The sequence below is a fragment of the Corynebacterium sp. HMSC064E10 genome, from assembly GCF_001812505.1.
Classification (GTDB): domain Bacteria; phylum Actinomycetota; class Actinomycetes; order Mycobacteriales; family Mycobacteriaceae; genus Corynebacterium; species Corynebacterium amycolatum.
This window is the reverse complement of the sequence record NZ_KV809171.1, coordinates 174,366-200,406: the sequence shown is the minus strand read 5'-3', so window position 1 is coordinate 200,406 and position 26,041 is coordinate 174,366. Positions and strand designations below refer to the sequence as shown.

At 62.0% G+C, this 26,041-nt stretch carries 26 protein-coding genes and 1 tRNA gene; 11 read left to right on the top strand and 16 right to left on the bottom strand.

Annotated elements, in window-relative coordinates; translation table 11 throughout:
* Positions 1-28 precede the first annotated feature (28 nt).
* The 7 genes from HMPREF2860_RS01380 to HMPREF2860_RS01350 all read right to left on the bottom strand — a co-directional run bounded on the left by HMPREF2860_RS01380 (position 29) and on the right by HMPREF2860_RS01350 (position 8,259).
* Positions 29-2,872, bottom strand: a complete 2,844-nt coding sequence (locus HMPREF2860_RS01380) for a bifunctional DNA primase/polymerase (protein ID WP_070628487.1) — start codon at positions 2,870-2,872, stop codon at positions 29-31.
* Position 2,873: 1 nt separating this feature from the next.
* On the bottom strand, positions 2,874-4,829 hold the full coding sequence (locus tag HMPREF2860_RS01375) for a DNA polymerase (RefSeq protein WP_070628486.1): 1,956 nt from the start codon (positions 4,827-4,829) through the stop codon (positions 2,874-2,876).
* Positions 4,830-4,879: 50 nt separating this feature from the next.
* Positions 4,880-5,485, bottom strand: coding sequence for a hypothetical protein (locus tag HMPREF2860_RS01370; protein WP_070628485.1), 606 nt, complete (start codon positions 5,483-5,485; stop codon positions 4,880-4,882).
* Positions 5,486-5,488: 3 nt separating this feature from the next.
* Complete coding sequence (locus tag HMPREF2860_RS01365) at positions 5,489-5,911, bottom strand: hypothetical protein (protein WP_070628484.1); 423 nt, start codon at positions 5,909-5,911, stop codon at positions 5,489-5,491.
* Positions 5,912-5,913: 2 nt separating this feature from the next.
* Positions 5,914-6,507 (bottom strand): helix-turn-helix transcriptional regulator, encoded by a 594-nt coding sequence (locus tag HMPREF2860_RS11190; protein ID WP_210386739.1) that lies wholly within the window; start codon positions 6,505-6,507, stop codon positions 5,914-5,916.
* Between the two features lie 669 nt (positions 6,508-7,176).
* Positions 7,177-7,377, bottom strand: coding sequence for a hypothetical protein (locus HMPREF2860_RS11120; protein ID WP_070628482.1), 201 nt, complete (start codon positions 7,375-7,377; stop codon positions 7,177-7,179).
* A gap of 123 nt (positions 7,378-7,500) precedes the next feature.
* Positions 7,501-8,259: a hypothetical protein gene (locus HMPREF2860_RS01350; protein ID WP_070628481.1), complete on the bottom strand. Its 759-nt coding sequence runs from the start codon at positions 8,257-8,259 to the stop codon at positions 7,501-7,503.
* A gap of 78 nt (positions 8,260-8,337) precedes the next feature.
* Here HMPREF2860_RS01350 and HMPREF2860_RS11115 point away from each other — a divergent pair, with 78 nt between their 5' ends.
* A complete protein-coding gene (locus tag HMPREF2860_RS11115) occupies positions 8,338-8,511 on the top strand; it encodes a hypothetical protein (RefSeq protein ID WP_168164990.1) in 174 nt (57 codons plus the stop codon).
* On the opposite strand, the gene HMPREF2860_RS11005 is transcribed toward HMPREF2860_RS11115, so the two are convergent.
* A complete protein-coding gene (locus tag HMPREF2860_RS11005) occupies positions 8,500-8,715 on the bottom strand; it encodes a hypothetical protein (RefSeq protein WP_141752972.1) in 216 nt (71 codons plus the stop codon). The two genes, HMPREF2860_RS11115 and HMPREF2860_RS11005, sit on opposite strands and share 12 nt — an antisense overlap.
* 113 nt (positions 8,716-8,828) lie before the next feature.
* On the bottom strand, positions 8,829-9,053 hold the full coding sequence (locus HMPREF2860_RS01345) for a hypothetical protein (protein ID WP_141752971.1): 225 nt from the start codon (positions 9,051-9,053) through the stop codon (positions 8,829-8,831).
* A 281-nt stretch (positions 9,054-9,334) separates the two neighbouring features.
* On the opposite strand from HMPREF2860_RS01345, the gene HMPREF2860_RS01340 reads away from it, so the two are divergent.
* Positions 9,335-9,523: a hypothetical protein gene (locus HMPREF2860_RS01340; protein ID WP_070628479.1), complete on the top strand. Its 189-nt coding sequence runs from the start codon at positions 9,335-9,337 to the stop codon at positions 9,521-9,523.
* Positions 9,524-9,551: 28 nt separating this feature from the next.
* Positions 9,552-11,015, top strand: coding sequence for a tyrosine-type recombinase/integrase (locus HMPREF2860_RS01335; protein WP_083309488.1), 1,464 nt, complete (start codon positions 9,552-9,554; stop codon positions 11,013-11,015).
* Between the two features lie 112 nt (positions 11,016-11,127).
* Here HMPREF2860_RS01335 and HMPREF2860_RS01330 read toward each other — a convergent pair.
* Positions 11,128-11,203: transfer RNA gene (locus tag HMPREF2860_RS01330), tRNA-Thr, on the bottom strand.
* 360 nt (positions 11,204-11,563) lie between these two features.
* Between HMPREF2860_RS01330 and HMPREF2860_RS01325 the strand changes: the two genes are divergently transcribed.
* From HMPREF2860_RS01325 to HMPREF2860_RS01315, 3 genes are all read left to right on the top strand, one after another.
* Positions 11,564-13,216: a threonine/serine exporter family protein gene (locus HMPREF2860_RS01325; RefSeq protein ID WP_070628477.1), complete on the top strand. Its 1,653-nt coding sequence runs from the start codon at positions 11,564-11,566 to the stop codon at positions 13,214-13,216.
* Positions 13,217-13,437: 221 nt separating this feature from the next.
* A complete protein-coding gene (locus tag HMPREF2860_RS01320; protein WP_038626573.1) occupies positions 13,438-13,815 on the top strand; it encodes a hypothetical protein in 378 nt (125 codons plus the stop codon).
* Between the two features lie 71 nt (positions 13,816-13,886).
* A complete protein-coding gene (locus HMPREF2860_RS01315; protein WP_224786626.1) occupies positions 13,887-14,306 on the top strand; it encodes an META domain-containing protein in 420 nt (139 codons plus the stop codon).
* Here HMPREF2860_RS01315 and HMPREF2860_RS01310 read toward each other — a convergent pair.
* Positions 14,288-14,911, bottom strand: a complete 624-nt coding sequence (locus tag HMPREF2860_RS01310; protein ID WP_038626576.1) for a flavin reductase family protein — start codon at positions 14,909-14,911, stop codon at positions 14,288-14,290. The genes HMPREF2860_RS01315 and HMPREF2860_RS01310 overlap by 19 nt on opposite strands.
* 101 nt (positions 14,912-15,012) lie before the next feature.
* Positions 15,013-16,119, bottom strand: coding sequence for a LacI family DNA-binding transcriptional regulator (locus tag HMPREF2860_RS01305; RefSeq protein ID WP_038626578.1), 1,107 nt, complete (start codon positions 16,117-16,119; stop codon positions 15,013-15,015).
* Between the two features lie 317 nt (positions 16,120-16,436).
* Here HMPREF2860_RS01305 and HMPREF2860_RS01300 point away from each other — a divergent pair, with 317 nt between their 5' ends.
* Genes HMPREF2860_RS01300 through HMPREF2860_RS01290 form a run of 3 tightly spaced genes read left to right on the top strand, consistent with a single transcriptional unit; the run spans position 16,437 to position 18,954 of the window.
* A complete protein-coding gene (locus tag HMPREF2860_RS01300) occupies positions 16,437-17,399 on the top strand; it encodes a metal ABC transporter solute-binding protein, Zn/Mn family (RefSeq protein WP_070560478.1) in 963 nt (320 codons plus the stop codon).
* A gap of 2 nt (positions 17,400-17,401) precedes the next feature.
* The gene (locus HMPREF2860_RS01295; RefSeq protein ID WP_070560476.1) at positions 17,402-18,082 is read left to right on the top strand and encodes a metal ABC transporter ATP-binding protein; all 681 of its coding nucleotides are present in this window, start codon (positions 17,402-17,404) and stop codon (positions 18,080-18,082) included.
* Complete coding sequence (locus HMPREF2860_RS01290; protein ID WP_070560475.1) at positions 18,082-18,954, top strand: metal ABC transporter permease; 873 nt, start codon at positions 18,082-18,084, stop codon at positions 18,952-18,954. The genes HMPREF2860_RS01295 and HMPREF2860_RS01290 overlap by 1 nt, the downstream gene beginning before the upstream one ends.
* A gap of 556 nt (positions 18,955-19,510) precedes the next feature.
* Here HMPREF2860_RS01290 and rlmB read toward each other — a convergent pair.
* The 3 genes from rlmB to HMPREF2860_RS01275 all read right to left on the bottom strand — a co-directional run bounded on the left by rlmB (position 19,511) and on the right by HMPREF2860_RS01275 (position 22,631).
* Positions 19,511-20,455: a 23S rRNA (guanosine(2251)-2'-O)-methyltransferase RlmB gene (gene rlmB / locus HMPREF2860_RS01285; RefSeq protein ID WP_038626584.1), complete on the bottom strand. Its 945-nt coding sequence runs from the start codon at positions 20,453-20,455 to the stop codon at positions 19,511-19,513.
* Positions 20,456-20,512: 57 nt separating this feature from the next.
* The gene (cysS, locus tag HMPREF2860_RS01280; protein ID WP_049171927.1) at positions 20,513-21,916 is read right to left on the bottom strand and encodes a cysteine--tRNA ligase; all 1,404 of its coding nucleotides are present in this window, start codon (positions 21,914-21,916) and stop codon (positions 20,513-20,515) included.
* Between the two features lie 139 nt (positions 21,917-22,055).
* Positions 22,056-22,631, bottom strand: a complete 576-nt coding sequence (locus tag HMPREF2860_RS01275) for a CarD family transcriptional regulator (RefSeq protein WP_038626586.1) — start codon at positions 22,629-22,631, stop codon at positions 22,056-22,058.
* A gap of 154 nt (positions 22,632-22,785) precedes the next feature.
* On the opposite strand from HMPREF2860_RS01275, the gene HMPREF2860_RS01270 reads away from it, so the two are divergent.
* The gene (locus HMPREF2860_RS01270; RefSeq protein WP_070628476.1) at positions 22,786-23,472 is read left to right on the top strand and encodes a hypothetical protein; all 687 of its coding nucleotides are present in this window, start codon (positions 22,786-22,788) and stop codon (positions 23,470-23,472) included.
* Positions 23,473-23,761: 289 nt separating this feature from the next.
* Positions 23,762-25,321, top strand: a complete 1,560-nt coding sequence (radA, locus tag HMPREF2860_RS01265) for a DNA repair protein RadA (protein WP_070560471.1) — start codon at positions 23,762-23,764, stop codon at positions 25,319-25,321.
* Here the strand turns inward: radA and HMPREF2860_RS01260 are convergent.
* Entirely contained in the window at positions 25,318-26,037 is a 720-nt protein-coding gene (locus HMPREF2860_RS01260; RefSeq protein WP_070628475.1) for a hypothetical protein, read from the bottom strand. The two genes, radA and HMPREF2860_RS01260, sit on opposite strands and share 4 nt — an antisense overlap.
* Positions 26,038-26,041: the final 4 nt, after the last annotated feature.

Below are 26,041 nucleotides of genomic sequence, written 5' to 3'. Positions count from 1 at the left end.
TCCTCTCTGCCTGGCGCGTCGGGCGGGGTTATGCGGTTGTCACCGCGGGGGCTGTCGGGCTGAATGGGGCGGCTCCGGCTATGGGGGTGACGGAGGCTAGCTGCTGTGGTTGTGCCTGCTCCGCAGCAGGTGTGCCAGCCACTGCGTAGAGGTCGCGGCCTTTGCCGTCTGCCCCGACGACAACGATGTTCCCCTCGGCCAGGAGCATGGCCCACGCCTGGTTATGCTCCGCCCTGGTCAGCCCGGCACGTGCCGTTTTCTTCACTCGGCGGTGTACCTCTGCGCGAGGCAGGGCGCCCGCCTTGGCCAGCTTCGCTAGTGCGTCCTCGGCGTAGCGCGACAGCCCCGCCTCGGCGGCGCGAGCCTCCGCCTGCTTCTCCTCATGACGGCTCTGGCCCTTCTCGGTGCTGGCGCGGGTTTTCGCGTGGCCCGCCGCGATTCGTAGGCGCTGCACGCAGACGGCATGGTGGTCCATGACGAGGCGCGCGACGCGCCACAGCTCCGGAGACACCTCCATGGAGCCATGCATGAGTGCCAGGTGAGCGGCGACCCGCATGGTCAGCAGACCGCGGTGTGAAAAGTCGTTATTGGTTTCGCTAGTGGGGTCGGCGGCCGTCGCCATTGTCGCGGTAGCCTGCTCGTCCACCCACCGCTCAAGGTCCGCCAAAGCCTCCTCCGGGAGGGTGACCTTGAAATCCTCGGAGTTCATGGCACCGTGCGGCGGGCAGATACGCACGTCGTCGCCGACCGGCTCCACGCCGGTCGGGTCGTCGTCGCGCCACAGGTGGGTGGAGGCTTCCGTGAGAATCCAGCGCTGCAGTAGGCCAATGTCGGCGTTGTCCAACAGCTGCGCCGATTTGCTGGGCTGTAGCTGGGACGACAGGTACAGCCGGTAGCTGCCGGACGCTAGCGCCGGCGACTCTGCCCCGCCGCGACTTACCGCCATGGTGCCCAGCCGGGCCGCGTCGAATGCGGTAATCAGCTCGGGGAACAATGTGGAGTTGTTGCGGTTGCCGGTTGCCAAAAGCCCGGACATCTCGGGGCTGCGGCAGGTAATCACCGGGTGCGTGAGTAGTGCCCGGTCGCCCACGAGGGTGGCGTGCGGCAACTTGCCCTTGACCTTACGAGTCTCGACCTCGTCCGCAGTCAGCGGACGAGTAAAGACGGACACTAAAACTTCGCCGCTGGCGGGCATTTGGACGCTGGCGGCGGGGTCCACGGCCTCGCGCCCCTCGTCGTCCAGCGGGGTGCCGGTAGCAAACTCGTCGAGGTCAACATCGAAACGCTTAGCCAGGTCAGCACGCGCCACCGCCACGGCCGACTTGCCCTCGCCGGACTCACCGACCGCGCAATGGAAAAGTCCAAGTGGTGAGGGTGCCCACGACTCGACGGTCGCGCACGCCGGGACGCAGTGGCCGACCATCGGTAGCGCCTCCCCCAGCAGCGTCATGGGCGAAACGCGGCGGCGCTTCGCAATCTGGTAAATCAGCCGCAGCTGTGGGGTGGCCGAGAAGATAGGCGCTAGCAGCTCCTTGCGGTTCGGGTACGCCTGGCCGTAGATAGCTTCCTCGGAGGCACGCGCCTGCTCCACACGGGCACAGCGGGCGCGCCATGCGCCCTCGGACTCGTTCCGGCGGCGCACCATGCGCGGCATGTTGCTATCCACTACAGGGGCGGTCTCCTCCTCGTCGGGCGGGGTTGGCTGGGGGTCAGTCTCGGTCACAGTAGGCACGGACACGTCGAGGCTGCCGAAGCCCTGTGCGCCGCGGTGTGACGACAGGCCGCGGGCGGACAGCAGTGCCCGCATATCGTCGCCGTGACAATAGTGTGCCTCAACCTGCGCCTTAGTGACGCGCACGGTGTCGCCGTCGCCGGTAGCCACTCCCGCCAGCTCGCTCGCCAGTGTGGACGACCACACGGTCAGCGGGCCGGAACCGTTCGAGGTGTCCACAGTGGACTCAGTACAGCCCGGCTCGTGGCCTACGCAGCTACGCGCCTCCGTTGAACCCGCAGGCTTGCCCGGGCGGAGATATTGCGGGCACCCGCACGCTGCCGGGTACGGCAGGCGGGTAAAACCCTGCGGCAGCAGCTGGCTATCCCACGACACCGTAGCGTAATGAGCGTCCAGCGGGGACAGCTGCCCCACGTCCACCTGCGAGGCGACGGGGGCCGCCTGCGTGCGGGCGCGTCGCTCACCGCGGGCTGCCAGCTCCTCGACCAGCTTTGCGGGAGCCTCCTGCACCTGCCCAGTCATGCGGTACATGCCCTCTGCGCGTGCAGACGGCGGGACGAGGACATACGCGCCGACCCCGAGCACCGAGTAGTACACGCCCTCCTCACCGCTGTCGGCATGCACGTCGAATTTCGAGCCGGGTGGCAGCCCCGTATCCTCGGGCAGCCGCAGGTACCAGTGGCCGCCGCCGGAGTGCCCGGCAGCCCGCGACCCTGGCGTGGTGACCGTCGGCTCGCCTACTCCCAGGTCGCGTGTCGCCCACTCCACCTGTGCGGGAGTGTCTGCGTCCATGATTACCAGCGGTGACCCCTCTGCGGGGGCGACGGCAAGGTTCGGCACCTCGCCGTGTTTTTCGATGTAGAGGGAGATGTATCCGTCAAGGCGCTCCTGGTCAGTGGTCGCCAGATACACACCGCCGCGCGGGGAGCCGTCCGGCTTGTACGCCGCGGGGTGGGTGGTGCGGTCAGCCTCCACCATGGCCTCGGTACGCAGGTCCTCCGCCGGGGCCTTGCCTCCGTGTTGGACGAGCAGAACCGGCAAGCCTTGGCCTGCCAGCAGGTGCGCGGCATACCGCACCGTCTCCTCGGTGTGTTCGGTTAACCCTGCCAGCTGGGAAAACGGGTCGATAGTGTTGAGCATTTTAAACCTTCTTCCAGTGGTGCGGCAGGGAGTGATTATCGAGGACGAGGCGGCGGGCGGCGGCCTCCGGGTTCACTCGCACCATGTGGCGGGTAGCCCGTGCCATAATGTCGGTCACCTGGTCGGCGACGCTCGCGTCCACCACCAGCTCGTCATGGACCGCCAGCCGGATATGGTCAGCCAGCCCGGCGGCGTGACACTCGGCGATGGCCTCCGCCAGGAGGTCGTAGGCGCTACCCTGTGCCAGGTAATTCTGGGCGGCGTAGCCGGACCCGTAGGCGACAGGGATACGGCGACCCGAGACGGTCAATACCTCCCCATAGGTGGTGCCACACGCGGCCGCGGTGCCCAGCAGGTTCTCAATTTTCGGGATTGCGGCCAGAATCGTGGCGCGCAGGCGTGCCGCCTCCCGCCTATCCTTTGTGCTGTCAGGGTCCATGCCCAGCGACTCCGCCAGCTTCGCGTCGCCCATGCCGTACATGAGACCGAGAAAGAGCGTCTTCGCCTTTTTCCGGCCCGGGTGCTCTGCCGCCTCCGCGTCGGGCACGTCCTCGGGCACGAAACCCGCCAGGCGCGCCAGGGGCAGATACGCGTCGCCGCCAGTCTCGATGAGGGCGGCGTAGTCCATCTCCCCTGCCGCTAGCGCCAAAACGACCGGCTCCATCGCTTTCACGTCGATGGACACCCACCCGTCCGGGTCGGTGTCGGCGAGAATAGCGGGGCGGGCAGCCGCGTCGAACTGCTGCAGCGCCGGGCTGCGGTAGGACGTGCGGCCCGTGATTGCGCCGAGGACATGCACGTCGGTGCGTACGCGCCCGTCAGTGCCGCGCGCGTCGAGGGTGCCGCGCATGTAGGTTGCTCCGGTCTTGCGGTAGGCGGCCACGCGGAGGTGTGCTGCGACTACCGGGTCGTCGTCATATTTTGACAGGAATGTCTTACCTGCTGCGTAGCGCTCGGGGTTTGTCTCGGTCGCGTTCTTCACGGTCGGCGCGCCGTCCGCCGCGACTTTGCCGGTTTCGACCAGGTGGGCGGTCACCCGGTGCCCGCGGTGCTTGCCGTCCTTGATGACACCGGCCTCGCGCAGCAGTGCCTCGTCGGCGGCGATTTGCTCCCGAGCCTGCTCCTCGTAGCGGGCCACCACCGTCTCGTCCACACCGAGGCCGTGGTGACATTGGCGCAGGAAAACACGGTTGACGGTCTGCTCGCGGTCCCAGATGTGCTGCACCTGCGCCTCGTCAGGTATCCAGTGGCGCAGCGGGTCGTCCGCCTCGCCTCCGTTGCCGATAACCGAGGAGGTTAGAAACTCGCCTGCGCGGCGGCGCAGCGCGGTTGCCAGTCCCGGCAGTACTGCGGTGTCGGCCATGGCACCCACCGCATAGTCTGGCAGGTCAATGTCGCCGTGGCGGTACCAGTCGGCGGTGGAGATACCGAGGGCTGCCAGCGCCTCTGTAATTGCCTGGCGGTCACCGCCCAGGTGGTCGGCCACGCAGTCGGTGAGGGTGACCGCCTGGTGCTGGCGAGTGCGCACCAGGCGGGCGGCGACCAGCGTGTCAGTAATCTTCTCGACGTACTCCGGCGACGACACGATACCGGCCTCCTTGAGGACGGACACGTCATACATGGCGTTATGTGCGATGAGGGCCGGGGCGCGAGCGATGATTTCCTGCGCCAGGGCGCGCTGCTCCTCGTCGCGGGGGTCGCACAGCAGGGCGGTTTTCCCATCGGAGAATGTAACCGCCTTGGGGCGGGCGCGGTCGGCCACGTCGAGGCCGGGGGTCTCCACGTCAAAGGCGACGGCGGGGGCGGTGCGGATACGCTCGGCGGCGACGCGCAGGGCGGGCAGGCCGCCCATCACGTAGTCCACACCGTCGATGGTGCGGGTGCCGCGCCAGGCGGGCGGGCAGGGGGTGGTGGGGTCGTAGGGGCGGCGGGTGCGCACCCACAGTGAGTCGGGCATGGTAAACTCCGTACTTGAATTGATGGTTCGGGCCTTGCAGGGCCGTGGACTTACTCGCCCCCGCGCTGTTGCAGCAGCGCGGGGGCTTTTTCGTGCGCAGCGTTGGCGGCAACGGCGGTGCGTGCCCACGCTGCCGGGTACTCGCTAGGCTCCGCCGTGACGAGGGCTTCTAGGGCTGCCGCGTGTTCTGCGCGGTAGGCGCGGATAGGGCCACGCTCGTCGCGGCCCCACGGGCCGGAGGTGTCCGGCCATGCAACATACGGCAGGCGGTAGCCGATAGAGGCGTTGCCGGTCGCGGCTACGGCGGCCAGTCCGTCCAGAGCGGTGGGAGCCTCCTCCTCCGCGAGGGCTGCGACAATCTCCATTAGGAGGCTGTGGGTGGGGATTTCCAGCCGCAGGGTCGCTCGCCCGGACTCGTGGATAGTGACCTCCCAACCTGTCTCTGCGCGGTCGATACGGATACCGCGACGTTCGGCAGCCAGTCGCTCCTGCACCGTGTCTGTAGCGCGCTGGGCGGCGGCCTCTGCGTCCGCTGCGCGGCGCTCTGCTGCGTCGCGCTTCCGGTCGCCCTCGGCGAGGAGCCGTGCAAGCTGCGCCTTGGTGTACCTCCTGCTCGATAGGCGGGCAATTTTCTGTGCTTCGGTTTCATATCGCATGGCCTATGCCGCCTTTCGCTCGGAGCGGGCGCGCTCGATGGCCGCGAGGGTGCCGCGTGCTCGCAGCGCTTTTTCTGCCGTGTCGCCTGGGAAGCGGGCCGCGTGGAGGGCAACGTCCAGCCTCAGCTGTGCGCGGCGGGTCAGCTCGTCGAGGTCGCCCTCTGGGAGGTCGCCGGTGTACAGCACCTCCTCGTGCCAGGGGCCGACGTGACGGGCCAGGTCGTGCAGGGAGATGTCGAGGTCGGTCAGGTCCACGTCGTCGTCGCCCTGCTCCGCCCAGTCGTCGCGGATTGCCTGCTGCTCCTCAGCCAGGCTTTGGAGGCCGCTAGCCAGGCCCGCGTAGTCGTCCTCGGTCAGGCGATAGTCGCCGATGGTGATGGAGCCGGTCGCTGCCAGCTCGCGCCGGAGTTCTGCGATGGTGCTCATAATTATGCTGCCTTTCGGTAGGTGGCGCTGCTCGCGCCGTTGATGATTGCGGTGTAGATGGCGGAGGTGCCCAGGGAGCGGGCCGCCTCCTCCGGGGTGTGGGGGCGACGCTGCGCGTGGGTGCCCAGCGCGGTTACTGCGGCGGTGACCTCACGCGAGGTTAGAGTGCCGCACCATGTGACCGAGACCAGCGTGCCGTCCAGGCAGGCGGCCTGCGCCAGGTCGAGCACCGTCATGGAGGCCGGGCACTCGGCGAGCGCCGCACGTAGCGCGTGGCGGTCGGCCAGTGTGAGGGTGAACCCGCCGAGCGCCACAGTCGCGCCATCGGTAGCCACCTCGCCGCGGGGAGTGCGTGAGGCCTCGACGATGGAGGCCATGGCGGCGGCTGCCGGGTCAGTGGTACGGGCGGCCAGCCACAGTTCCACGTCGGCCTCGCGGTAGAGGTGGCGGCGGTCGCCGGTCGTTACATGCAGGGGAATGTCGCCGCCTCGACGGCGGCGGGCGGACAGGGTCTGGGGTGAAAGTCCCATGCGGCGAGCGGCCTCCGGCTCGGTGAGCCACCGCTCGGCGGGGGTACTGGGTCGAAAATTTTTCATGGCCCCATAGTAACGCTCGGAATGCGCCGAACATGACGGATATATAGGCCTTTACCTGCAAATATAGCGTTGACACGTGTCAACGCTTTGAGATAGCTCCCTGCAGGGGGACAAGGAAAACGCTGGTCAGCTCACCCCCGCGAAGTTGTCACCGGGCGACCCCTCCTGTAGTGTTGACAACTGTCAACTATATAAATTCCCAGAAATATATTTAAAGCCACCCGAAAATGGGGGTATTTTCTGGTGCCCGGAAGCAGCGTGTCCACCTAGGAGGCGTGCGACGCACGGGAGACCATCGCGCCCACAATGGCAGCAGCGACCCCACAGCGCCGCGCGGAGGGCACCTTGGCGGGGATACATGTCAGGCAGCCCGCCTACCTATAGGGCCAGCAAATCAATAAGTGAGGAATTTTCCGGGTTTTGACCGCCACCAGAGACCCGAGAGAGGGGAAACGTGGTCGATGTGGCCGACCACGATTTAGAAGCGTGGTCGTTTCGTGGTCCTAAAGTCCCTGGTAGAGGCGAAAATGGTCGCGTGGTCGATTTTTGAGGGGGTCGTATGCAAAAGTGAAAAATCACGGCAAAGGGGGGGGGGAGGAAAAGACTGTAGGATAGTAGTAGCTACTTATAAGTAACACCTATAAATTTACTTCACATATAGACTGTTCCCTACCCTGCGGTGCTCCCCTCCTCCTCCTCCCCGCGCTTCCCCATCACACGCGCGAGACCCCGAAAAACGACCATGCGACCATTTTCGCTCTGACCAGCATGAATAGCGACCACGCGGCGACCACGTGGTCGGACCACGCGACCATTTCCCGCCCCGTCGTGCGCCTCCGCCGCCTTTTCTGCCCCCCCCCACACACACATTTCCCGGGCCGCCTATCCGCGCTAGCCTCCCCGTGCTATCCGCCCCACTCCCCTACCGCCGGGCTGACCAGCGGTTTTCTTGTCCCCTAAGCGTGCCCCGCGCCACGTGACGCGGGGCTAGTTTCAGTCAGTGTGTAGCGGCACGGCGAAAACGTCCTGCGTCCAGGACACCGCCCGACGCGACTTCTCGACCCTCTCCCCGTTCCCGTCGATGGTCAGCCCGACGCGGCTACCCTCCTCGGAGGTGTCCACGCCGCGGCGGGCGTGAGCCGCTAGCGCCTCGGAGTTTTCCCACTCGTGCAGTACATCGTCGCCAGGCGCGAGTGGCCCGCGCACGGCACTCTCTGCCTCCGCTGTGTGGTCAGCTGGCGCAGGCTCCCACACGTTACTCTCCACCAGGTGCGTCAGGTCAGGCCCACGGTCAGGCTCCCACACGCGACTCTCTGCCTGCTGTGTGAGGTCAGGGCCGCGGTCAGGCTCCCTGACCGCGCTTTCGACGAGGTGCGTTAGGTCCGGCCCGCGGTCTCCGCTGGTCACAGTGCCCGGCTCCACGCGCCCGGCGGCTGCCACAGCGTCCGTCTCAGCTGCCTCCGCGCCGCTGGCAGTCGCGTCCAACCCTGCTGCGGCCCGGTCGAGACTGTCAGCATAGGCGTAGTGCCCGACGCGCCACCGTTCCAGTGCAGCCTCGACGGTAGCCAGCGGCTCGGCAAACATCGGCGATACGTCGCCGTCCTGGCTAGCCTGCGAGAAGTCCGCTTTCACTGCCGCGAGCAGTTCTGTCACCGTGTCGTCGGCGAGCTGCCGGAGGTCAGCGGCAAGCGCCCGGGTCTCCTCCGCGGCGTGCCTCGTGGTGTCGATATTGATTTCTATTTTCTGCGTCATACGCCCCATTCTACCTGCACTAATAGTAGAATTGTAGGTGTCAATTGACACTAGTTTTCTATGCCCAGGGAGACCTAAATGTACGTTGTAGACCTATCTACTGGAGCCGTGAGCCGCGTCGGGCGGCCTGTGGCAGGTGCCAGTGACCCGCTAGCTGCTTACCGGCTGGCCGCCCTGCTGAACGGCTACGAGCGCCCGGCTACGGAGCAGGAGGCGGCGACGGTGGCTGCGCTACGGCGGTTAGCGGCGTGAGAAAGCTCGGTCATCTTGACCGGGGTTCTCACCGTCCGTGCCAACCGTGGGCGTGAGGGCCATACCTGCCAACCGTGTTGCCCATCGACATAGTTCCCGCCTGTCGCGCCAACCGTGGTCAAAAATCAGACAGTTGCCCGTCTGCACGGTCACGATGACCGTGCAGTCCCAACCCCGGTCATCGTGACCGGGGTTTTCAGTCATACCCCTCAGGGGGACAACTGGCTTTCAGTCGATTTCAACGGCCACGAGCGCCCGGCCATGGAGCGGTTGGCGGCATGAGAAAAGCCCCAGCCGGTTGGCCGGGGCTGCGAAGCTTAGAGCGTCACTAGCTGCTGCGGAGCTGGCAGATACGCCTCTAACTCTTCGAGTGTCATTTGCGGCACAGCGTCGCTGATACCGGAGGCGAAGCCATACAACATCATGTTGAGTTTCAGAACGGCCTGCGTGTAAGTCTCGCGGTCGTCGTAGCAGAGTACGACTTCGGGGAAAGTTATCATCAAAGTTTTGTTGTTGCAGACAGCGCGGTCAAGGTCAATCATTATGTCTCCTAGGTGTCCTGGGCTGGGATACGAGGTAACCGTAACCTGCACCCCGGACTAGCGCCGGGCACTTTCGCACAGCCGTGCGAACATGTAGGCTGTGAGCAGGTCGCCCCTTGTGGTCGGCCCTGGGCAAGGCCCCTGTGCCAGAGGACGGCACAGGGGCCGCTTCACTATCCCCCGGGTTACCCTCGCCGCGCGGCCTGACGCTAGTAGCTTTATATTCGGTTTTGCCCCGGGCGCAATCCCCCTCCCCCGCGCCCGGGGCGGGGAGACCCCTCATGGCAGACCTCGCAGCGCTCCGCGCCATTCTTGCAGGCACCGCGCCGCTGGCCGGTGTCCACACTGCCGCGCGCGGCATATCTACCGCCGAGGCGGAGTCGCTGCTAGGCGTGCCCACTGGCACCCTGGCGGGAGTACACGCTGCTGCGTGCGTAGAGACGGCGGCCTGGCTGCGGGCGTGTCGGTAGTATCCGCTGTACCCACTAGAATGGGCATATGCCCAGACCAAAGCTTGCACCCGGCCAGCGCGGAGAACCTACCCTGACCCCACTCGATAGCGACGGGAAGACAATCCCGCGCGCTCTGCGCAACACGCCGGGTCACAAGGCGCGGAGTTGGAACTGCACGATTTACTACTGCGGGTGGGACGGCAAGTCCTCCGAGGTGCGTGTCCACCGGGTACGACAGACGGACGCAGTAGAAGCAGCTCACGCGAAAGTTGACGCGGCTTTAGCGCGCGGCTCGTCGTCCACCTGGTCGGGTATTACTATCGACACCCCGCTGGCGGACGCAGCGCGCGCCTGGCTTGAGCTACGTACCAGCGACGACACCGAGGACTTGACCCGTGTCCACGGGGAGACCTCCCGTGTGTATGGTTACGTCGCGGACTACATCGACAACCCGCAGCGTGGGCTGCACCTCACCGTGGGGCAGGTAACTCACAAGGTCGCCCGTGACTTTATTTACTTGCAGCGTCGCCCTACTCCCGACGATATTGCCAAGGAGCAGGCGCAGGTAGAGAAGCGACGCGACACGCAGCGGAAAATCGTTGCCGCCTGGGAGAAGTGGGCGGCGGTTCGCCGCTCCGAGGGGCTAGCCGCGTACCCGCTCCCCGCCGACGTGACCGCGCCGGTTCCTGACGTAGACCCTGCGACGCTGCTGTATCCGTCCCGCGCAGAAATGACCTGGGTCGTGCTGCGCGGCCTCTACACCGCGCTAGCCGACAATGGTGTCGTACCCGCTAACCCGCTGCGTGAGATAGCCAAGCCAACAGTACCGGCGGCGCGGAAGTCAGCCCCGCGCGTTCTCCGCGGTGAGCAGATGGGCGCGCTCATGCGCGCGGTACATGCCTACACGGAGACCACTACGCTGCGCACCGCCCCGCCGCGCTCCCAGTGGCTCGTGCCCCAGCTCGCCCTGCTGCTGTCCACTGGCCTACGCATTAGCGAGGTGAACAGCCTCCGCTGGGAGGACATCGACACTTCCGACTCCCGCCTGTGGTGGGTCACTCCGCACCGGCAGAAGAAACGAGACTCGGGAGGTGTCCAGGAGCGTATAGCGCTGCCGCCGTCAGTGATTCCTGTGCTGCGACGCTGGCGCTCCCAGCAGGTACTCTCTCCGTGGGTACTGCCTATGCGCGACGACCCCACCCGCCCCATGACCCGCTCCGGTAAGACGCTAACCGAGGCACTGACGTGGGCACGCTTGCCGCACCGCTCCGCCGACGACGTGGCGCAGGCTGACCGGGAGCTGCTGCCGCCGGTCATCTCCTACCATGACCTGCGTCACACGGTGGCCACCGCCATGGCTGCGACCGGCAACGCGGCCCTGGCGACCTTGCAGCTGGGGCATGCCTCGGCCTCCACCACAGAGGCGGCCTATATTAACCGCGCCGTGGACGTAGACAATTCAGCCCTCATTGAAGCGTTCGCCGCCGACGCGCTCCGGCTGTTCGGATAACCCTCCGCGAGGGCGTTTTCTGGACTCGGGGCGAGTATTTCCGGAGTTTTTCCGGAGTTACGCTTCTCAAACCAAAGAACCCCAGGCCGGAAAACTTCCTGACCTGGGGTTTTGGAGCCGGAAACGGGACTCGAACCCGTAACCTACTGATTACAAATCAGTTGCGCTACCAATTGCGCCATCCCGGCAACTTTAAAGCGACCCTTTTGGCGTTAGCCGTCGCTGGCTCGAAAGAATCAGAGTCAACCTGAGAATCGAACTCAGCTGTGCCGCTGACAGGCGATTGTACAGGTTGGCAAGCAGAAGTTAAAAACGACACCACAGGAATACTGCAACCGCACTTCTTGAACACTTTTCTGCACACTAAAAGCCCCGCTCAGATAGGTAAATTCACCCCACCGAAAACGAATTGAGATTCTCCGTCACCGACGGGGTAGTGTGACTATCGCTAAATCACTGGGGCTATGTTGCTGCAACGCCTCTAGAACTCGTCTTTGCAATAGCGCTGCAACGCACCCCAGGCAGTATCGGGGAAAGGAAGTGCCGACATGCCATTCGATGGTGGCAACAAATCCAACGCCGAAGAAAACTCCGCTGCGAAGGATGATGCCTACGATGCCGAAGCCGCTGTCGCTTACCCCGCTGACCCCACTGTCTCTTACGACGACACTCCGCAGACCCAGTTTCCTGCAATCGACAATCAGTCCACCTTCAAGCAGCGCGTGATTGATTTCGTTTCCGGCCCAACGGCAACTGTCGACCTAGTGCACTCGACCACTACCCCACTGCCGCTGGCACCGATTGATTATTCCGACCCCAGCCAGGTTACGGCCGTACTCGATCTCGCTGCTCGCATCGGAGGACTGCTGCTGGCATGTGGCTCGGGCAACCGCGACACCGAGCTGCAGATTAAGACCGTGACCTCAGCCTATGGTCTCACCCAGATCCAGGTTGACATCACGTTGACCTCGGTGACGGTCTACCACCTCATCGGTGCCCGCCGCACACCAATTACGGCTATGCGCGTAGTCACCGCACCAGTGCCCGACTTCGAGCGCTTGCGCCACACGGACCGTGTCATCCGCCGAATTCGCGCGGGCCATCTGAGCCTGGAGGAGGCTATTGAGGCTATCGACAAGGTCGAGCGTGAGCCCGCAAAATACCGCCTCCGCGTCATCTACGCTGGCTGGGCGTTGCTGGCCTCATCTGTGACAGTGCTACTCGGCTCTGGTTTCGAGGTCGCTCTCATCGCGGCTGCCGTCACACTGGCCATTGTCATTGTGATTGGCGAGCTTGCCGCCCGCGAGTTGCCCACATTCTTCCAAAACGCAGTCGGCGGTCTCATCGCCACACTCTCCGCTGCTGTACTCAATGCGGCACAGGCATACCTTCCCTTTGAAATGCAGCCATCCAGGCTAATTGCCTCGGGAATCATCGTGATGCTCGCCGGCCTAACCCTCGTGCAAGCACTGCAAGACGGCATCACCGGCGCGCCAGTGACTGGCTCAGCGCGCTTCTTCGACACCATGCTGTTGACCGGCGGCATCGTCGCTGGCATCGCGATGGGCATCGAGTTTTCTGGAATGCTGGGCATTCCGCTTCCCGACGTCATCGCGGGCTCCGACCTCAACCTGGCCCAGGCGACAGTGCGGGTGATAGCGGGAACTACCGCCTCAATCGCATTTGCGTTGGCCTCGAATGCTGGGTTCACTGCGTTGGCAGTGTCCGGAACGGTCGCCCTGCTGGGGTCAATGACCTACTACTACGTGTTGACTCCGCTGGGAGTTCATCCGGTGACCAGCGCAGGCGCGGCAGCAACACTGATTGGTCTCATCGGTGGCCTGCTGGCACGACGTTGGTCCATCCCGCCGCTAATTACGGCAGTGGCAGGCGTAGCCCCACTGCTTCCGGGTATGACAATCTACCGCGGTATGCACGCACTGCTGCACGACCACCCGACCAAGGGGTTTACGGCGCTGGCCTCAGCGCTGGGCATTGCGACGGCACTAGCTGCGGGCATTGTCCTCGGTGAATGGATGGCGCGCAGGCTCCGTCGCCCTCGCGCACTGCGCGAAGACAGTGGCCTGACCCGTCCAATCCGGGCCGGTATGCGTCGCATCCGTCCTGTGAATCCGCGGAACAAGCCTCGCCGTCCACGCAACTACCGCTTCAAGGGCGGTATGAACCCGCGCGTGGACTAGCCGTACCGTGGGAGCATTGTCCACACCGCGCGACCTATCAACAACGTGGTAGAATTGGGTTTTTGAATTGTAAGTAGCGCTTAAAGCCGAAACTGCGTCATCACAATCCCATTCCTTCTCCGCTGAACTCGGTTGAGCTCAGTGACGGGAGCATATGGCGAGATGGCTGGCAGAAGTAGGTGTATTGGGCGCAATTAAGGCCATGCTTGCCAGGAGGATTCGTGCCACCGAAGGTCACAGACACTCGCACTGCTCAGAACGAGGCTCTTCACAAGGTCGAAGAAAAGACCGCTGCTGGCGCACGGCGAATTGTGGCTACCTTCGCCGAGGACTTTTACGATGCCGTCACTCTGATGTGCATGCTCGGAGTGGAGAAGGAAGGCCTGAGCTTCAAGAAGGTTCACGAGGAGTACGAGAAGGAAAACGCTCCGAAGACCGCAAAGCGCACACGCAAGTCCACTAAGAAGACTGCAAAGAAGTCGGCCAAGAAGGCAGCAAAGAAGACCACTCGTAAGACGGCGAAGAAGGCTACAAAGAAGGCCGCCAAGAAGACGACGAAGAAGGCTGCTAAGAAGAGCACCAAGAAGGCAGCTAACTAACGGGGTCACGCAGCATGGGGCGGAGCGGGAAAAAGGCGGTTGCCACAGTAGCTGTCGTTGCGGCGGTGTCCATGACGGCTACCGCATGCCAGGCAAAGCCGGCAGCGGAGATCGTCGGCAAGCAGTGGCAGATAACCGCGATTTTTGATGACCCAAACCTGCCCCACGGTGTGCCGGACGGAACGCAGGCACCGACTATTACGCTGGGGCAGACAACATATACTTTCGCTGATTCCTGTGGCAACGGCTCTGGTTCGCTGCAGTGGAAGGGCGAGGCGGTCGAATTCGGCGCCCCGGAGCAGACTCGCAGTTTGGACTGCTCAGACCAGGCGCAGACCTATTCGGAGCGCTTCCACAAGATTGTTGCGGGCGAATTCACCTACAAGCAGGACAACAACGGTCTGCGCATGCGAGAGATGAAAGACACCAAGCCAGGCGAGGATCGCCGTGGCTGGACTGCGACAACCTCGGGTTACACCGAGGGGCGCTGACGCCACTTTTGATCAACAGGCGCATCGATGCCGGGGTGAGAAACCCGTGCGTAAGAACCGCGGTGGTAAATGAGCGGATTGATTTCTTCACGCTTGCCGATAGCCACAATATCCGCCGTCACAATCCAGTGATCGCCGCCTTCGTAAACATCGACGACGGTGCAATCAATCCACACGGAGCAGCCGTGCAGTAAAGGGTTGCCCAGCTCAGAGCGGGTCCACTTCCCCGTCTTGAACTTTTCTCCATTACTGCGACCGAAGGCTGCCGAGATATCCTCCTGATCCTCAGCCAACACGTTGACGGAGAAACGTCCAGCGTTCCGTATGTGCGGCCACGACCGCGAGGTCTTCATGACAGTAAACAGAACCATCGGTGGAGTGAGGCTGAGAGAGGAAAAAGACTGGCAGGCAAAACCGTACGCCTCGCCTTCATCCTCGGTGGCGATAATGGTCACGCCAGTGGTGAACTCACTCATCGCGCCACGGATAGACATTTCATCCAATTCGACGGGGCCACCAAGTTCGACATGGTCGTCGCGGGTAGCTTCCGGACTATTGAGAGCCGCAGCTGATCGGTCGGTGCTCGAATTTGTTGAATCTGTCATGTAATAGACCTTAATCTGAATCCGAACACAGTAAAGACGAGGTGGGGTTTACCACCCCAGGAACCTCCGATAGCGCCACGATGTTGTTACCCTCGTGCCCGCTACCCGGCTGACGGTACCGACGGCGCTGCAGTTGTCGCTCCAACGACAAACTCAGTCTCTAGCAAGACGCGCGGAGCGCGACCGCTGTCCTCGTGTGCGGCCTCAAGCTCCTCGGCCAGCGCGCGGCCGACGGCAATGCCCTTCTGCCTATTCGGCTGAATCACGGTGGTCAGGTTGTGGAAGAGGGCGCGCTCAATTCCGTCAAAGCCGGTGATGGACAGATCCTCCGGAACACGAATTCCGTTCTCCTTGGCATATTCCAAGACCGCAATTGCCTGAGTATCGGTAGTGCAGACCACCGCCGTGAGATCTGGGTTGTCGGTCAGCAGCTGGCGAGCCGCATCGCGGTTGTTCTCGCGGTCATTGAGGTGACGCTCGATGATGGGCACATCTGCCTGCTGAATACCGGCCTCGGCAAGCGCTTCCAGCGCACCTTCGACACGATTCTTCTGCACCTGGTGATGAGCTTCTGCCAGTCGCTTCTCCGTGACATATCCCGAGTTCGGGGTACGCGACAAGCGCACCGAAAGGATTCCCACCTTCCTATGCCCCAACTCAGTCAGGTGCCGCACCGCGGGCTTGATGGCCTCACGGTCGTCGATGCCCACAAACGGTAGAGCCGCCGCATCTGCAGGCTGGTCGCACACGACCGTCGGCAAGCCGCGAGCGCGCACCGCAGCGAGGAACGGATCGTTGTCCGCGACGGAGTAGACCACGAAGCCGTCGACCACCGCCTGCCGAATCAGATTGAGATCTACGTCCCCGCCCTCCTCGGAGGAAGCTGGGATGACCAACATGGAGTCGCCCATTTCGCCGAGCTCTTCTGCAAGGCCGGCGAGAAAATCCACCGACGCAGGGTCTTCAAAAGCGAATGGGAGGTGCTCGGTGAACAGCACGCCGATGGCGCCAACCCGGCGCATGCGCAGACCCCGAGCCATTGGGTCCGGCCCCGGATAACCAAGCCTTTCCGCCGTTTCCAGGATGTGCTCGCGCAACTTCTCTGAGAGCTGGTCAGGGCGGTTGTAAGCATTGGACACAGTCGTGCGCGAGACCCCAAGTTCTGCTGCGATGGAAGCCAAGGTGCCACGACGACGCCGACTTTGCACGGAATACCGACCCTTCTTGAAAAACCAACAGTGACTGCGCGCTCAGCTATCTTCACTCATCTACCTCAGGTAGAAAACCTCAGTTTTATGGAAAAGAACTGCAACGAGCATTACACGCATCTAATCGCGGACAACTTTACCCAACGAATGTGCGCGACTGTCATTTCTGCCACTCCGGCAGCGATCCGCCTTGTGACTGGGTCTCCGCAGCCCCTACTATATTCTTTGAACTAAAAGACAACTGTTTTCAATAGCGGTTAATACTCAGGAGCTGAATAGAGGAAATAATTCAGCCCGCAACAGGATTGGATACATATATGAAGGCACGCTTTTCCACGCGCATCGCGGCGCTAGTCGCCAGCGCCGGCCTCGTCGCAGGTCTCGGCGCATGCTCCAGCAATGATGACAGCGCTACGTCCGCGGACAAGTCCGAAGACACCATTAAGGTGGTCACCTCCACCAAGGTCTGGGCGGACGTCGCCGACGCAGTCACCGACGACGAGAAGGTCGCCATCGACCCGATTATCGCGTCCAACGACATCGATCCTCACTCCTACGAACCGGCCGCAGCCGACATGGCAAAGGTAGAGGACGCCGATATTCTCGTCGCAGGTGGCGGGCATTACGACGCATGGCTGACCTCCTCTCTGCGTGACGCAAAGGATAAGGTCATCATCTCTGCGCTGCCGCAGGAAGAGGGCCACAATCACGATCACGACCACGAAGGCCATGACCACGACGGCCACGACCACGACCATGGCGACCACGAAGGCCACGAGCACCACCACGATGGCGAGGCCAACGAGCACGTCTGGTACGACACCGATGCGGTTGAAGAAACTGCAGAGCAGCTCGCCGAAGCTCTGACCAAGATGGGCGCCAAGGCCGACACCAAGGCTGTCGACAAGGAAATCAAGGACATCGAAGAGGCCAAGAGCAAGCTCAAGGCCGCTAAGGTTGCTCAGGTTCACCCGCTGGCCGATGACATCCTGAAGGACACGAAGATCAAGGACATCACCCCGAAGGGCTACCGTCAGTCCACGCTGAATGAGTCCGAGCCGTCGGCAAGCGATGTCAATGAAATGCTCAAGCTGATCGAGTCCGGCGAGCTGGACTACCTCATCGACTCGCCACAGACCCACGACCAGGTCTCGCAGCGACTCGTCGAGGCAGCCAAAGCAAAGGGCGTTAAAATCGTCGATGTTTTTGAGTCACCCAGCACTGACCAGTCGTTCTTTGACCTCTACAAGCAAACCCTTTCCGATATGGAGTCCGCATAACTTTGCCCTCACTGACTTTTACTGACGCAGCCGTCGAACCGCTGTGGTCCGGTCTGAATTTGGATATCGAGCCCAGCGAGTTCTTGGCCATCCTGGGTCCGAACGGCGTCGGCAAATCCACGCTGCTGACCACCGCCCTTGGCATGCGACGGCTGACTCACGGTTCAGTAAAAGTCGACGGAAACCTGGGCTACATTCCGCAGCAGCGGATGTTCGAGCCCTCGCTGCCCATTCGGGTTCGCGACCTCGTCGAGCTGGCGGCCGGCAAGAACCGCTCCGCCACCGACCAGATGCTGGAGTTTGTCGGCGCAACGGGTATTGCGGACCGTCGTGTCGGCACGCTCTCTGGCGGTCAGCAGCAGCTTGTCCGTCAGGCACAGGCGCTCGTTTCGGCGCCGGATTTTTTGCTTTGCGACGAGCCTCTGCTCTCCCTCGACCCTGCGGCACAACGAACCACGGTCAAGCGCCTGGACCGGCATCGCCGGGAAAATGACACGGCAGTCGTCTTTGTCACCCACGACATCAACCCCATCCTGGGCGTCTGTGACCGGGTGCTCTACCTGACGCCGCATGGACATGCGGTCGGATCGGTCGAGGAAATTATCACCTCAGAGACGCTCTCGGAGCTCTACCAAACCAAAATTGTGGTTGCCCGTGTCGAGGGAAAGTTGGTTATCGCCTAATGACCCTACTGGCTCAGTATTTCTCCGACACCGCCGCCCTACTCCAGGTCGGATTCGTCCACAATGCCCTCATTGCAGCAGCACTGCTTGGGCTAATTTCCGGCATCATCTCGCCCCTGATTGTCATGCGGCAGATGAGCTTCACGGTCCACGGCACCAGTGAGCTGGCACTCATGGGCGCATCCGCGGCTCTATTACTGGGTGTCAGTGTCAGCAGCGGCGCCATTATCGGCTCGGTGCTCATCGCAATAGTCCTGGCAGCACTGTCGCTTCGAGGGCGCCAAGATGCGGTTGTGGGCGTGGTTTTGAGCTTCGGCATGGGCTTATCGGTGCTGTTTATCCACCTCTACCCTGGCCGGACAAGTACCGCGTTTTCACTTCTCACCGGCCAGATCATTGGTCTGACTGACACTTCTCTATGGACGATGGCCATCGTCGCGGTCATCGTCGTCGGCGGCGTTGCCTGGAAATGGCGGCCGCTGCTATTCGCCTCCGCTGACCCCATCATGGCCGCCGCCTGTGGTGTCAACGTCAAGGCGCTATCGATCTACTTCGCGATTCTCACCGGTCTCGTCGCCGCCCAGGGCGTGCAAATTGTCGGCTCCCTGCTCGTCATCGCCCTGATTATCACCCCGGGTGCCGCGGCCGCATTCGTCACTGCCTCGCCGGTGAAGGCCATCATCCTGTCGACCATCTTCGCCGAGGTCGCGGCTGTCGGCGGCATCGTCCTCTCGCTCGCACCGGGCATCCCGGTCAGCGTTCTAGTGACGACAATCGCGTTTGTCCTCTACCTGATTTGCTACGCCATCGGAACGGTGCGGTCGCGTAAGGCAACGCGTGACGACGTTCAGGCTGCCAAGTGGAGCAAATAGACACATACGCTTTTCGGAGTGGCTTTTAAAACAACAAAAACATCGGGCAGCTCCTCGAGTGACGATTGCGGAGAAGGTGCGTCCACCTCCCCTCTCGCCACCGAGGGGCTGCCCGTATTTTTACTGGATTCTCTAAAAGCAGACTCCAATACCCCCGCTCTTTTTAAGACTGCGAGGCTGCCGAAATGGGGTGACCCGGCAGACAGAAAAACTAACGCTGAGGATGTCGTGGTCTGACATCTCAGTGACCCAAAAGCTAGCTGTACAAGCCACCGCTAGGTCCGTGAGCATCCCTAAATTACGGCCAATTACGCCCCCATTTCTAGGAGCATGATTTGCCCGCCCTCCCCTTCAGGAAACTACGGATAATTTTCTGTTGGAAGTGATAATAACGCCGTCATTTCTGCAGCGCACGCCGGAAATAGAATTATCTTTAAAGCGCTGAACTACTGGGGGTAGCCATAAGTACCGGCCGCCATTTAGAACGCAAAATACCCCACGTAAACGCCATTACTATGACGAATTGGTAATGGTGCCTACGGGGGTATCAAATGCGCTACTGGCTACTCTTTGCCCGGCGCTGGCGGGCAAACTCACTCAGAGTCACGCCGGCAGCAACGGAAGCGTTGAGCGACTCAACCCAACCGGTCATCGGAATGGACATGATGGTGTCACAGGTATCGCGCACCAGGCGCGAAAGTCCCTTGCCCTCGGAGCCGACGACCACAACCACCGGGGTGGTGCCGTCGTAAGTGTCCAGAGTGTGATCGCCACCGGCATCCAGTCCAACGACCTGGTAACCAGCCTTCTGGAACTGCTTGAGCGAGCGCACCATGTTGGTCGCCCGCGCAACCGGCAGACGCGCAGCAGTACCAGCAGAGGTACGCCAGGCGACGCCCGTAATGGCAGCCGAGCGACGCTCCGGAATCACCACACCGTGACCACCAAAGGCCGCCACCGAGCGAATGACCGCACCCAGGTTACGCGGATCAGTGATGTTATCCAGGCAGACGATAAGGCCCGGCTCACCGGTCTTGGCCACAGAATCAATCAGATCTTCGACAGATGCGTACTTGTACGGCGGAATCTGCAGGCCGATACCCTGGTGCATGGTGTTGCCGGTCATGGTGTCCAACTCGTGGCGGGGTACCTCGCGAATCGGGATACCACGGGAGTTAGCAATACGCACTGACTCCTGCAGGCGCTCGTCATTGTCGGTACCCAGCGCCACAATCAGCGCGGCCGCTGGCACCTTTGCATGCAGGCACTCCACGACCGGGTTACGGCCAACTACCAGCTCGGTGCCATCCCCCTTGCGCTCATGACGCCCCGAGTCACGGCGGCGCTTCTCTTTCGCCCGCTTATGAGCTGCGTGATAAACGCGGTCCTCTGCTTTCGGGGTCGGCCCCTTGCCACGCAAGCCACGCTTTTGGCCACCGGAGCCGCCAACGTTCTTCTTGCTTGCCTTGCGCACTGCACCACGACGACCGTTGCCTGCCATAGCTACCTGCTTCCTGTTGTTAATAGTTTTCTTTAGCCTAAAGCCAGCTTTTCAGCCCTAGTCAGCGACAGACCATGCTGGACCATCCGCGGTATCAGTTACCTCGATACCCGCTTCCTTCAGGCGGTCGCGCACAGCATCAGCCGTAGCCCAGTCCTTCTCTGCACGAGCCCGGGTGCGTTCCTCCAACTGGTGCTCAACCAGCACACCGAGCGCATGCATTGCTGCATCAGAACCGGAATCGGAGGTTGCCCACTGCTCATTCAGCGGATCGAATCCAAGGACTGCGGCCATAGCGCGGACAGCACCGGCAATCTCCTTGGCCTTGGTCTCGTCGCCGTCGGCAAGCGCCTGATTGCCTCCACGAACAGCGTTGTGGATTTCTGCGAGCGCGCGCGGGACAGCGAGGTCGTCGTCGAGCGCTGCTTCGAACGCCGGCGTCCACTCACCGATTTCGATATCGCCGAGCTTATCGACGGCACGGTGCATAAACGCCTCGATACGACGGTAGCCCGCTGCCGCTTCCTGCAGAGCCTCCTCGGAGTACTCCAGCACGGAGCGGTAGTGCGCACTGCCGAGGTAGTAACGCAGCTCAACCGGACGAACCATGGTCAAAATGTGCGGCACAGACAAAACGTTGCCGAGCGACTTCGACATCTTTTCACCGGACATGGTGACCCAGTGATTGTGCATCCAGTAGCGGGCAAAGCCGTCGCCAGCTGCGTGCGACTGCGCAATCTCGTTTTCATGATGCGGGAACTGCAGGTCGAGACCGCCACAGTGGATGTCGAACTCCGAACCCAAGTAGTAGGTGGCCATGGCCGAGCACTCCAGGTGCCAGCCCGGACGCCCATTGCCCCACGGCGTCGGCCAGGAGGGCTCGCCCGGCTTGGCGGCCTTCCACAGCGCAAAATCGTGCGCGCCACGCTTGCCCGGAGTATTGGTCTCGCCCTGCTCCATCTCGTCGACGCGGTTGCCGGACAGGCTGCCGTAGTCACTACCTTCAGCCTTTGACCAGGCATCCACGTCGAAATAGACGCTGCCATCGACAGCGTAGGCGAAGCCGTTATCCATCAGACGCTGCATATACTCCACCATCTGAGTGACATGCCCGGTAGCGCGCGGCTCAACGCTCGGCGGGAGAACACCGAGCTGGTTGTAAGCCCAGGTAAATTCGCGTTCAAAGCGGGAGACCCACTCCCACCAAGGGCGGCCGTGCTCGGCGGCCTTGTTCAAGATCTTGTCATCGATATCGGTGACGTTGCGCACAAAGGCGACGTCATACCCCTTGGCGATCAGCCAACGGCGCAAGATATCAAAGGCCACGCCGGAACGAACATGGCCAATGTGCGGCTGAGCCTGCGGGGTCGCACCGCACAGGTAAATGGAGGCATGCCCCTCGCGGAGAGGCTCAAAATCCTTCAGTTGGCGGGTTGCGGTATCGAAGATTTGAAAAGTCACAGCCCCGAGCATAGCGGGGAAATAGATACGGGTGAAAAAGAGAAAACGGCTAGCGCACACGGGCAATGTGTGTGCGCTAGCCGTTAACCGGAAAAGTGCAGAAAATCCCTACTGGAAGGAACCGGGGAAGGGAAACGACTTATGCGTCTGCGTCCAGGTCCACCGGCTTATCGTCGGCTTCATCCTTCTTCTCACCAGCGGCACCTTCCTGTGCCAGTGTGCGGTGACGTTCGATAGTGGCATCGACGCGGGCAAAGACTTCCTCGACCTTGGCCTCATCAACGCCGTCGGCAAGCGCGAGCTCACCGACGAGAACCTGGCGAGCCTTGCTCAACATACGCTTTTCACCGGCGGACAGACCGCGGTCCTGATCGCGGCGCCACAGGTCACGGACTACCTCAGCGACCTTGTTAATATCGCCCGAACCCAGTCGTTCCTGGTTGGCCTTGTAGCGGCGGGACCAGTTGCCGGCCTCTTCCACATCGGTCTCACGCAGAACGGAGAAGACCTTTAGCAGCCCCTCTTCACCGACAACGTCGCGGACGCCAACCAGCTCGGCATTCTTGGCGGGAACCTGGATATTCAGATCACTCTGCAGAATTTGCAGTACGAGGTACTGAACGGTCTCACCGTTAAGCTCTCGTTCAATGATGTTTTCGATTTTCGCAGCTCCGTGGTGCGGATAAACTACGGTATCGCCAATGCTGAATTCCATGTAATGCACACGCCCTTTCCAACGGCCTTCCACCCTATCATGTCCCCCCATGATTTTACGGGTAGTATGAGAACATCTTAGGAAGACACTAAGGTGTTCTTTAAATACTGAAAATCCTATCGCCCATCCTCAAGCTACTGGAGGAAATCTAGTCATGGCCTTCAAGTCCGTACTTCGCCGCAGCGCCCTCGTCACCGTCTCCGCAGCATCTGCAGTTGCACTTGCTGCTTGTGGCGCCGGTCAGATTTCGCAGACCGCAAATCAGCACCCGGCTGTCGACGGTGCGATGAACGGCGGCGAAGATGCTGCCGGCAAGGGTGCTGAGAACACCAACTCGGCTCTTGGCTTCGTCAACATCCGCGACGCTCACATCCTGGTTGACCCGGAGGCTGGTACCGCTGGTCTGAAGTTCTCCGCCAGCAACCAGCAGCGCGCTGCCGAGTCGGTCTACACGCTGAAGTCCATCACCGTTGAAGGTATCGGCGAGGTTGAGCTGAAGAAGGTCGCTGAGACTCCTTCCTTCGCTAAGGCTGCCAAGGGCGAGAACTCCCTACCGCGTGAGTGCCAGATCGTTGCCGGCCCGAAGTCCGTCATCGATCCGCTGGCTAAGACCGCTAAGGACAACACCGGTTGCATCGCGTACTACACCAATGAGCTGGACCCGAGCACCCTGGTTGGCGACAAGAGCAGCGCTGCCGGCCAGAACCGCGAGGCCACCTTCGAGTTCACTGACCCACAGGGCCAGACCAACACCTACGACCTGGACATCACCGTCTCCGCTGACATTCTGGAAGCTGGCGCACCGAACCGCGGTGCTGACGGCATGATTGAATCCAAGTAAGCGCAGCACGGCGCGGTTCCTGCGCTGTTCACGCGCAGCACACTATTAGCGCTGGTACAGCGCAGTCCTGTCCCGCAAATAACGCGAGGAGCTTCATCGAGCGGGCATGGGCGATTGGTCGCTTGATACGGGCCACGGCGGTACAGTCAGTCCTTGACACATGTCATTGACTCTGCCCTGGCCCGTTCTCGCGTATCTGGGGCAATTTTTTAGCGACATTTCCCGCACATCCCGCACCAAACGTTGTCGGGTCTGTCGCCCCCTCGTTTGAAGCAAAGGCGGTTGCACCGTGGCCAAGACCAAAGACGAAGCCTACGAATGCTCGGCATGCGGTTGGCAGGTGTCGAAATGGGTTGGTCAATGTCCCAACTGCAAAGAGTGGGGCACACTGGAGAAGGTCACTATCCGCTCCAGCAGAGGGAAGTCCGGCTCCACCCTTGAGGACAAAATCGCCACCCGGGCAGCCAAGCAACGTCGCCGAAGTGCTGCCACAACGGAGCCCGGCACGCGAGGTGACCGTCGTAAAGCATCTTCCACTTCCGTCGCGGCTGAGAGCCAGCGTTTAGCACAGCGCGCGCTTGACGACGATGCGGAGGAACGTTTCCTCGCCGAGACATCCGCAACAGATCGAATCCCCACTTCTTCTTCTGAGCTGACGGCCATTACCGGGATTTCCGCCAAAGCTGCGCACGCGGTGCGCACGGGCATCGGTGAGCTGGATCGGGTGCTCGGTTCGGGTATTGTGCCGGGTTCGTTGGTGCTCTTGGCCGGCGAGCCGGGGGTTGGTAAGTCGACGTTGCTGCTTGAAGTGGCCTATCGCTGCGCGGACGGCGATTTGGGGCCGACACTTTACGTCACAGGTGAGGAGTCGGTCGGTCAGGTGCGACTGCGTGCCGAGCGCACTGGCGCGCTGTCGGACTCGCTGTACCTGTCGGCGGTGTCGAATATCGAGGACGTCATCGATCTGACGCTAGAGCTCTCCCCCGGTCTGCTCATTGTGGACTCCGTGCAGACGATGCGTGCCGACGTCGAAGGTGCTCGCGGTGGTGTTGCTCAGGCCCGCGCCGTAACCTCTGCCCTGGCGGCGTTGGCAAAGGAGACCGGGACTGCGATTTTCTTGGTAGGGCACGTGACCAAGGACGGCAATGTGGCCGGCCCGCGCACGATGGAACACCTCGTTGATGTGGTACTCAACTTCGAAGGCGATAGACACTCGGGGCTACGCTTCTTGCGGGGTCTGAAAAACCGCTTCGGCAGCACCGATGAGGTGGGCTGCTTCGAGCAGACCGCGGGCGGTATTGCGGAAGTTGAGGATCCCTCGGGGCTGTTTTTGCATCACCGAACACCGACCTCGGGAACTGCAATTACCGTGGCCATGGATGGCCGCAGACCGCTGCTGGCGGAGGTGCAGGGCCTGGTAATCAACACCGAGGCACATAATCCACGACGCAATGTCTCTGGTCTCGACCCGAGGCGCGTGCCGATGGTCGCGGCCGTGCTGACTGAACACGGTAACTTCAAGCAGTTGGCCCGCATGGAGATGTACGTGTCCACCGTCGGCGGAATGACGCTGTCGGAGCCTGCCGCGGACCTGGCGATTGCGCTGGCACTGGCCTCATCCATGACTAAGCGGACCTTCCAGGACAAAACCATTGCACTCGGCGAACTGGGGTTGGCCGGCGAAGTGCGGCGAGTGACCGATTTGGAGTGGCGCCTTAAGGAAGCTCATCGAATGGGCTTCGACACGGCAATTGTGCCCAGAGGCGCAAAAGGCCCGACAGGGATGCAGCTGCTGGAAGCAGGCACCGTTGCCGAGGCCATTGAGCTTGGGTTAGGAGCTAAGCGCTAGCGCATGTTGAACGTGTAGGCGTCAGAGTTGTTGTCACCAATCACGCCGTAGAAGATGTACGACCCGGAGGGAACTGGGACCCGGTCTTCTTCGGAGCACTTGTTCGGCGCCGAGGTCAGACGCGACCAGGTGGCGGCATAGTTGACTTCCTCGCCCGGTGCCAATAACAGTTCACCGTGGCCTTCGGAGTCATTGCAGTCCACATCCGACCAGACTCGCTCATACGTTGCCAGGTCGTACACCTCGAAGCGCAACTGCTGCTCATCAAGGTTCACGCGGCATTCACCGCCGGTGGGATTGTGGACGGTAATCGCCAGAGTCGGCTGCTCATCGCCGTAGTTCGGCTGATCCGAGGTGGCCGTCACCTGCAGATCTGCAAGGGTACAGTCCTTTTTGCTCGCGAGCGCCGCCTGAGCGTCATCCTTCGCGGAGTCTTCGCCTTCCTTGTCGTCCTTCTTGGCGTCCTTGTCAGACTTGTCAGATTTGTCGTTCTCCGAGTCCTTGTCAGACTTAGGCGCGTAAGGTTCCTTGGGCTGTTCCGGAGGAGTCACCTCTTTCCCGTCATCCCTGGTGACATTCACCGGTTCAGAATCCTCGCTGTCCCGGTTTACCAGTGCGGAAATACCCCAGCCCAGGAGAACGAGGATGATAACGAGCAACACCGCCGCGGCGATACGCCGACGCCGGTAGATTTCTGGAGGCAGCTTATTGGTCACACAT

Bases quoted from the DNA above. Each gene is read 5' to 3' on its own strand.
- HMPREF2860_RS01270 (WP_070628476.1), top strand. From the start codon at position 22,786: ATGGCCTTCAAGTCCGTACTTCGCCGCAGCGCCCTCGTCACCGTCTCC.
- HMPREF2860_RS01375 (WP_070628486.1), bottom strand. From the start codon at position 4,829: ATGCCCGACTCACTGTGGGTGCGCACCCGCCGCCCCTACGACCCCACC.
- HMPREF2860_RS01370 (WP_070628485.1), bottom strand. From the start codon at position 5,485: ATGCGATATGAAACCGAAGCACAGAAAATTGCCCGCCTATCGAGCAGG.
- HMPREF2860_RS11005 (WP_141752972.1), bottom strand. From the start codon at position 8,715: ATGACTGAAAACCCCGGTCACGATGACCGGGGTTGGGACTGCACGGTC.
- HMPREF2860_RS01310 (WP_038626576.1), bottom strand. From the start codon at position 14,911: ATGACAGATTCAACAAATTCGAGCACCGACCGATCAGCTGCGGCTCTC.
- HMPREF2860_RS01300 (WP_070560478.1), top strand. From the start codon at position 16,437: ATGAAGGCACGCTTTTCCACGCGCATCGCGGCGCTAGTCGCCAGCGCC.
- HMPREF2860_RS01315 (WP_224786626.1), top strand. From the start codon at position 13,887: ATGACGGCTACCGCATGCCAGGCAAAGCCGGCAGCGGAGATCGTCGGC.
- HMPREF2860_RS01325 (WP_070628477.1), top strand. From the start codon at position 11,564: ATGCCATTCGATGGTGGCAACAAATCCAACGCCGAAGAAAACTCCGCT.
- HMPREF2860_RS01345 (WP_141752971.1), bottom strand. From the start codon at position 9,053: ATGATTGACCTTGACCGCGCTGTCTGCAACAACAAAACTTTGATGATA.
- HMPREF2860_RS01335 (WP_083309488.1), top strand. From the start codon at position 9,552: ATGCCCAGACCAAAGCTTGCACCCGGCCAGCGCGGAGAACCTACCCTG.
- HMPREF2860_RS11120 (WP_070628482.1), bottom strand. From the start codon at position 7,377: ATGTGTGTGTGGGGGGGGGCAGAAAAGGCGGCGGAGGCGCACGACGGG.
- rlmB (WP_038626584.1), bottom strand. From the start codon at position 20,455: ATGGCAGGCAACGGTCGTCGTGGTGCAGTGCGCAAGGCAAGCAAGAAG.
- HMPREF2860_RS01380 (WP_070628487.1), bottom strand. From the start codon at position 2,872: ATGCTCAACACTATCGACCCGTTTTCCCAGCTGGCAGGGTTAACCGAA.
- HMPREF2860_RS01350 (WP_070628481.1), bottom strand. From the start codon at position 8,259: ATGACGCAGAAAATAGAAATCAATATCGACACCACGAGGCACGCCGCG.
- HMPREF2860_RS01365 (WP_070628484.1), bottom strand. From the start codon at position 5,911: ATGAGCACCATCGCAGAACTCCGGCGCGAGCTGGCAGCGACCGGCTCC.
- HMPREF2860_RS01340 (WP_070628479.1), top strand. From the start codon at position 9,335: ATGGCAGACCTCGCAGCGCTCCGCGCCATTCTTGCAGGCACCGCGCCG.
- HMPREF2860_RS11115 (WP_168164990.1), top strand. From the start codon at position 8,338: ATGTACGTTGTAGACCTATCTACTGGAGCCGTGAGCCGCGTCGGGCGG.
- HMPREF2860_RS01275 (WP_038626586.1), bottom strand. From the start codon at position 22,631: ATGGAATTCAGCATTGGCGATACCGTAGTTTATCCGCACCACGGAGCT.
- HMPREF2860_RS01290 (WP_070560475.1), top strand. From the start codon at position 18,082: ATGACCCTACTGGCTCAGTATTTCTCCGACACCGCCGCCCTACTCCAG.
- HMPREF2860_RS11190 (WP_210386739.1), bottom strand. From the start codon at position 6,507: ATGAAAAATTTTCGACCCAGTACCCCCGCCGAGCGGTGGCTCACCGAG.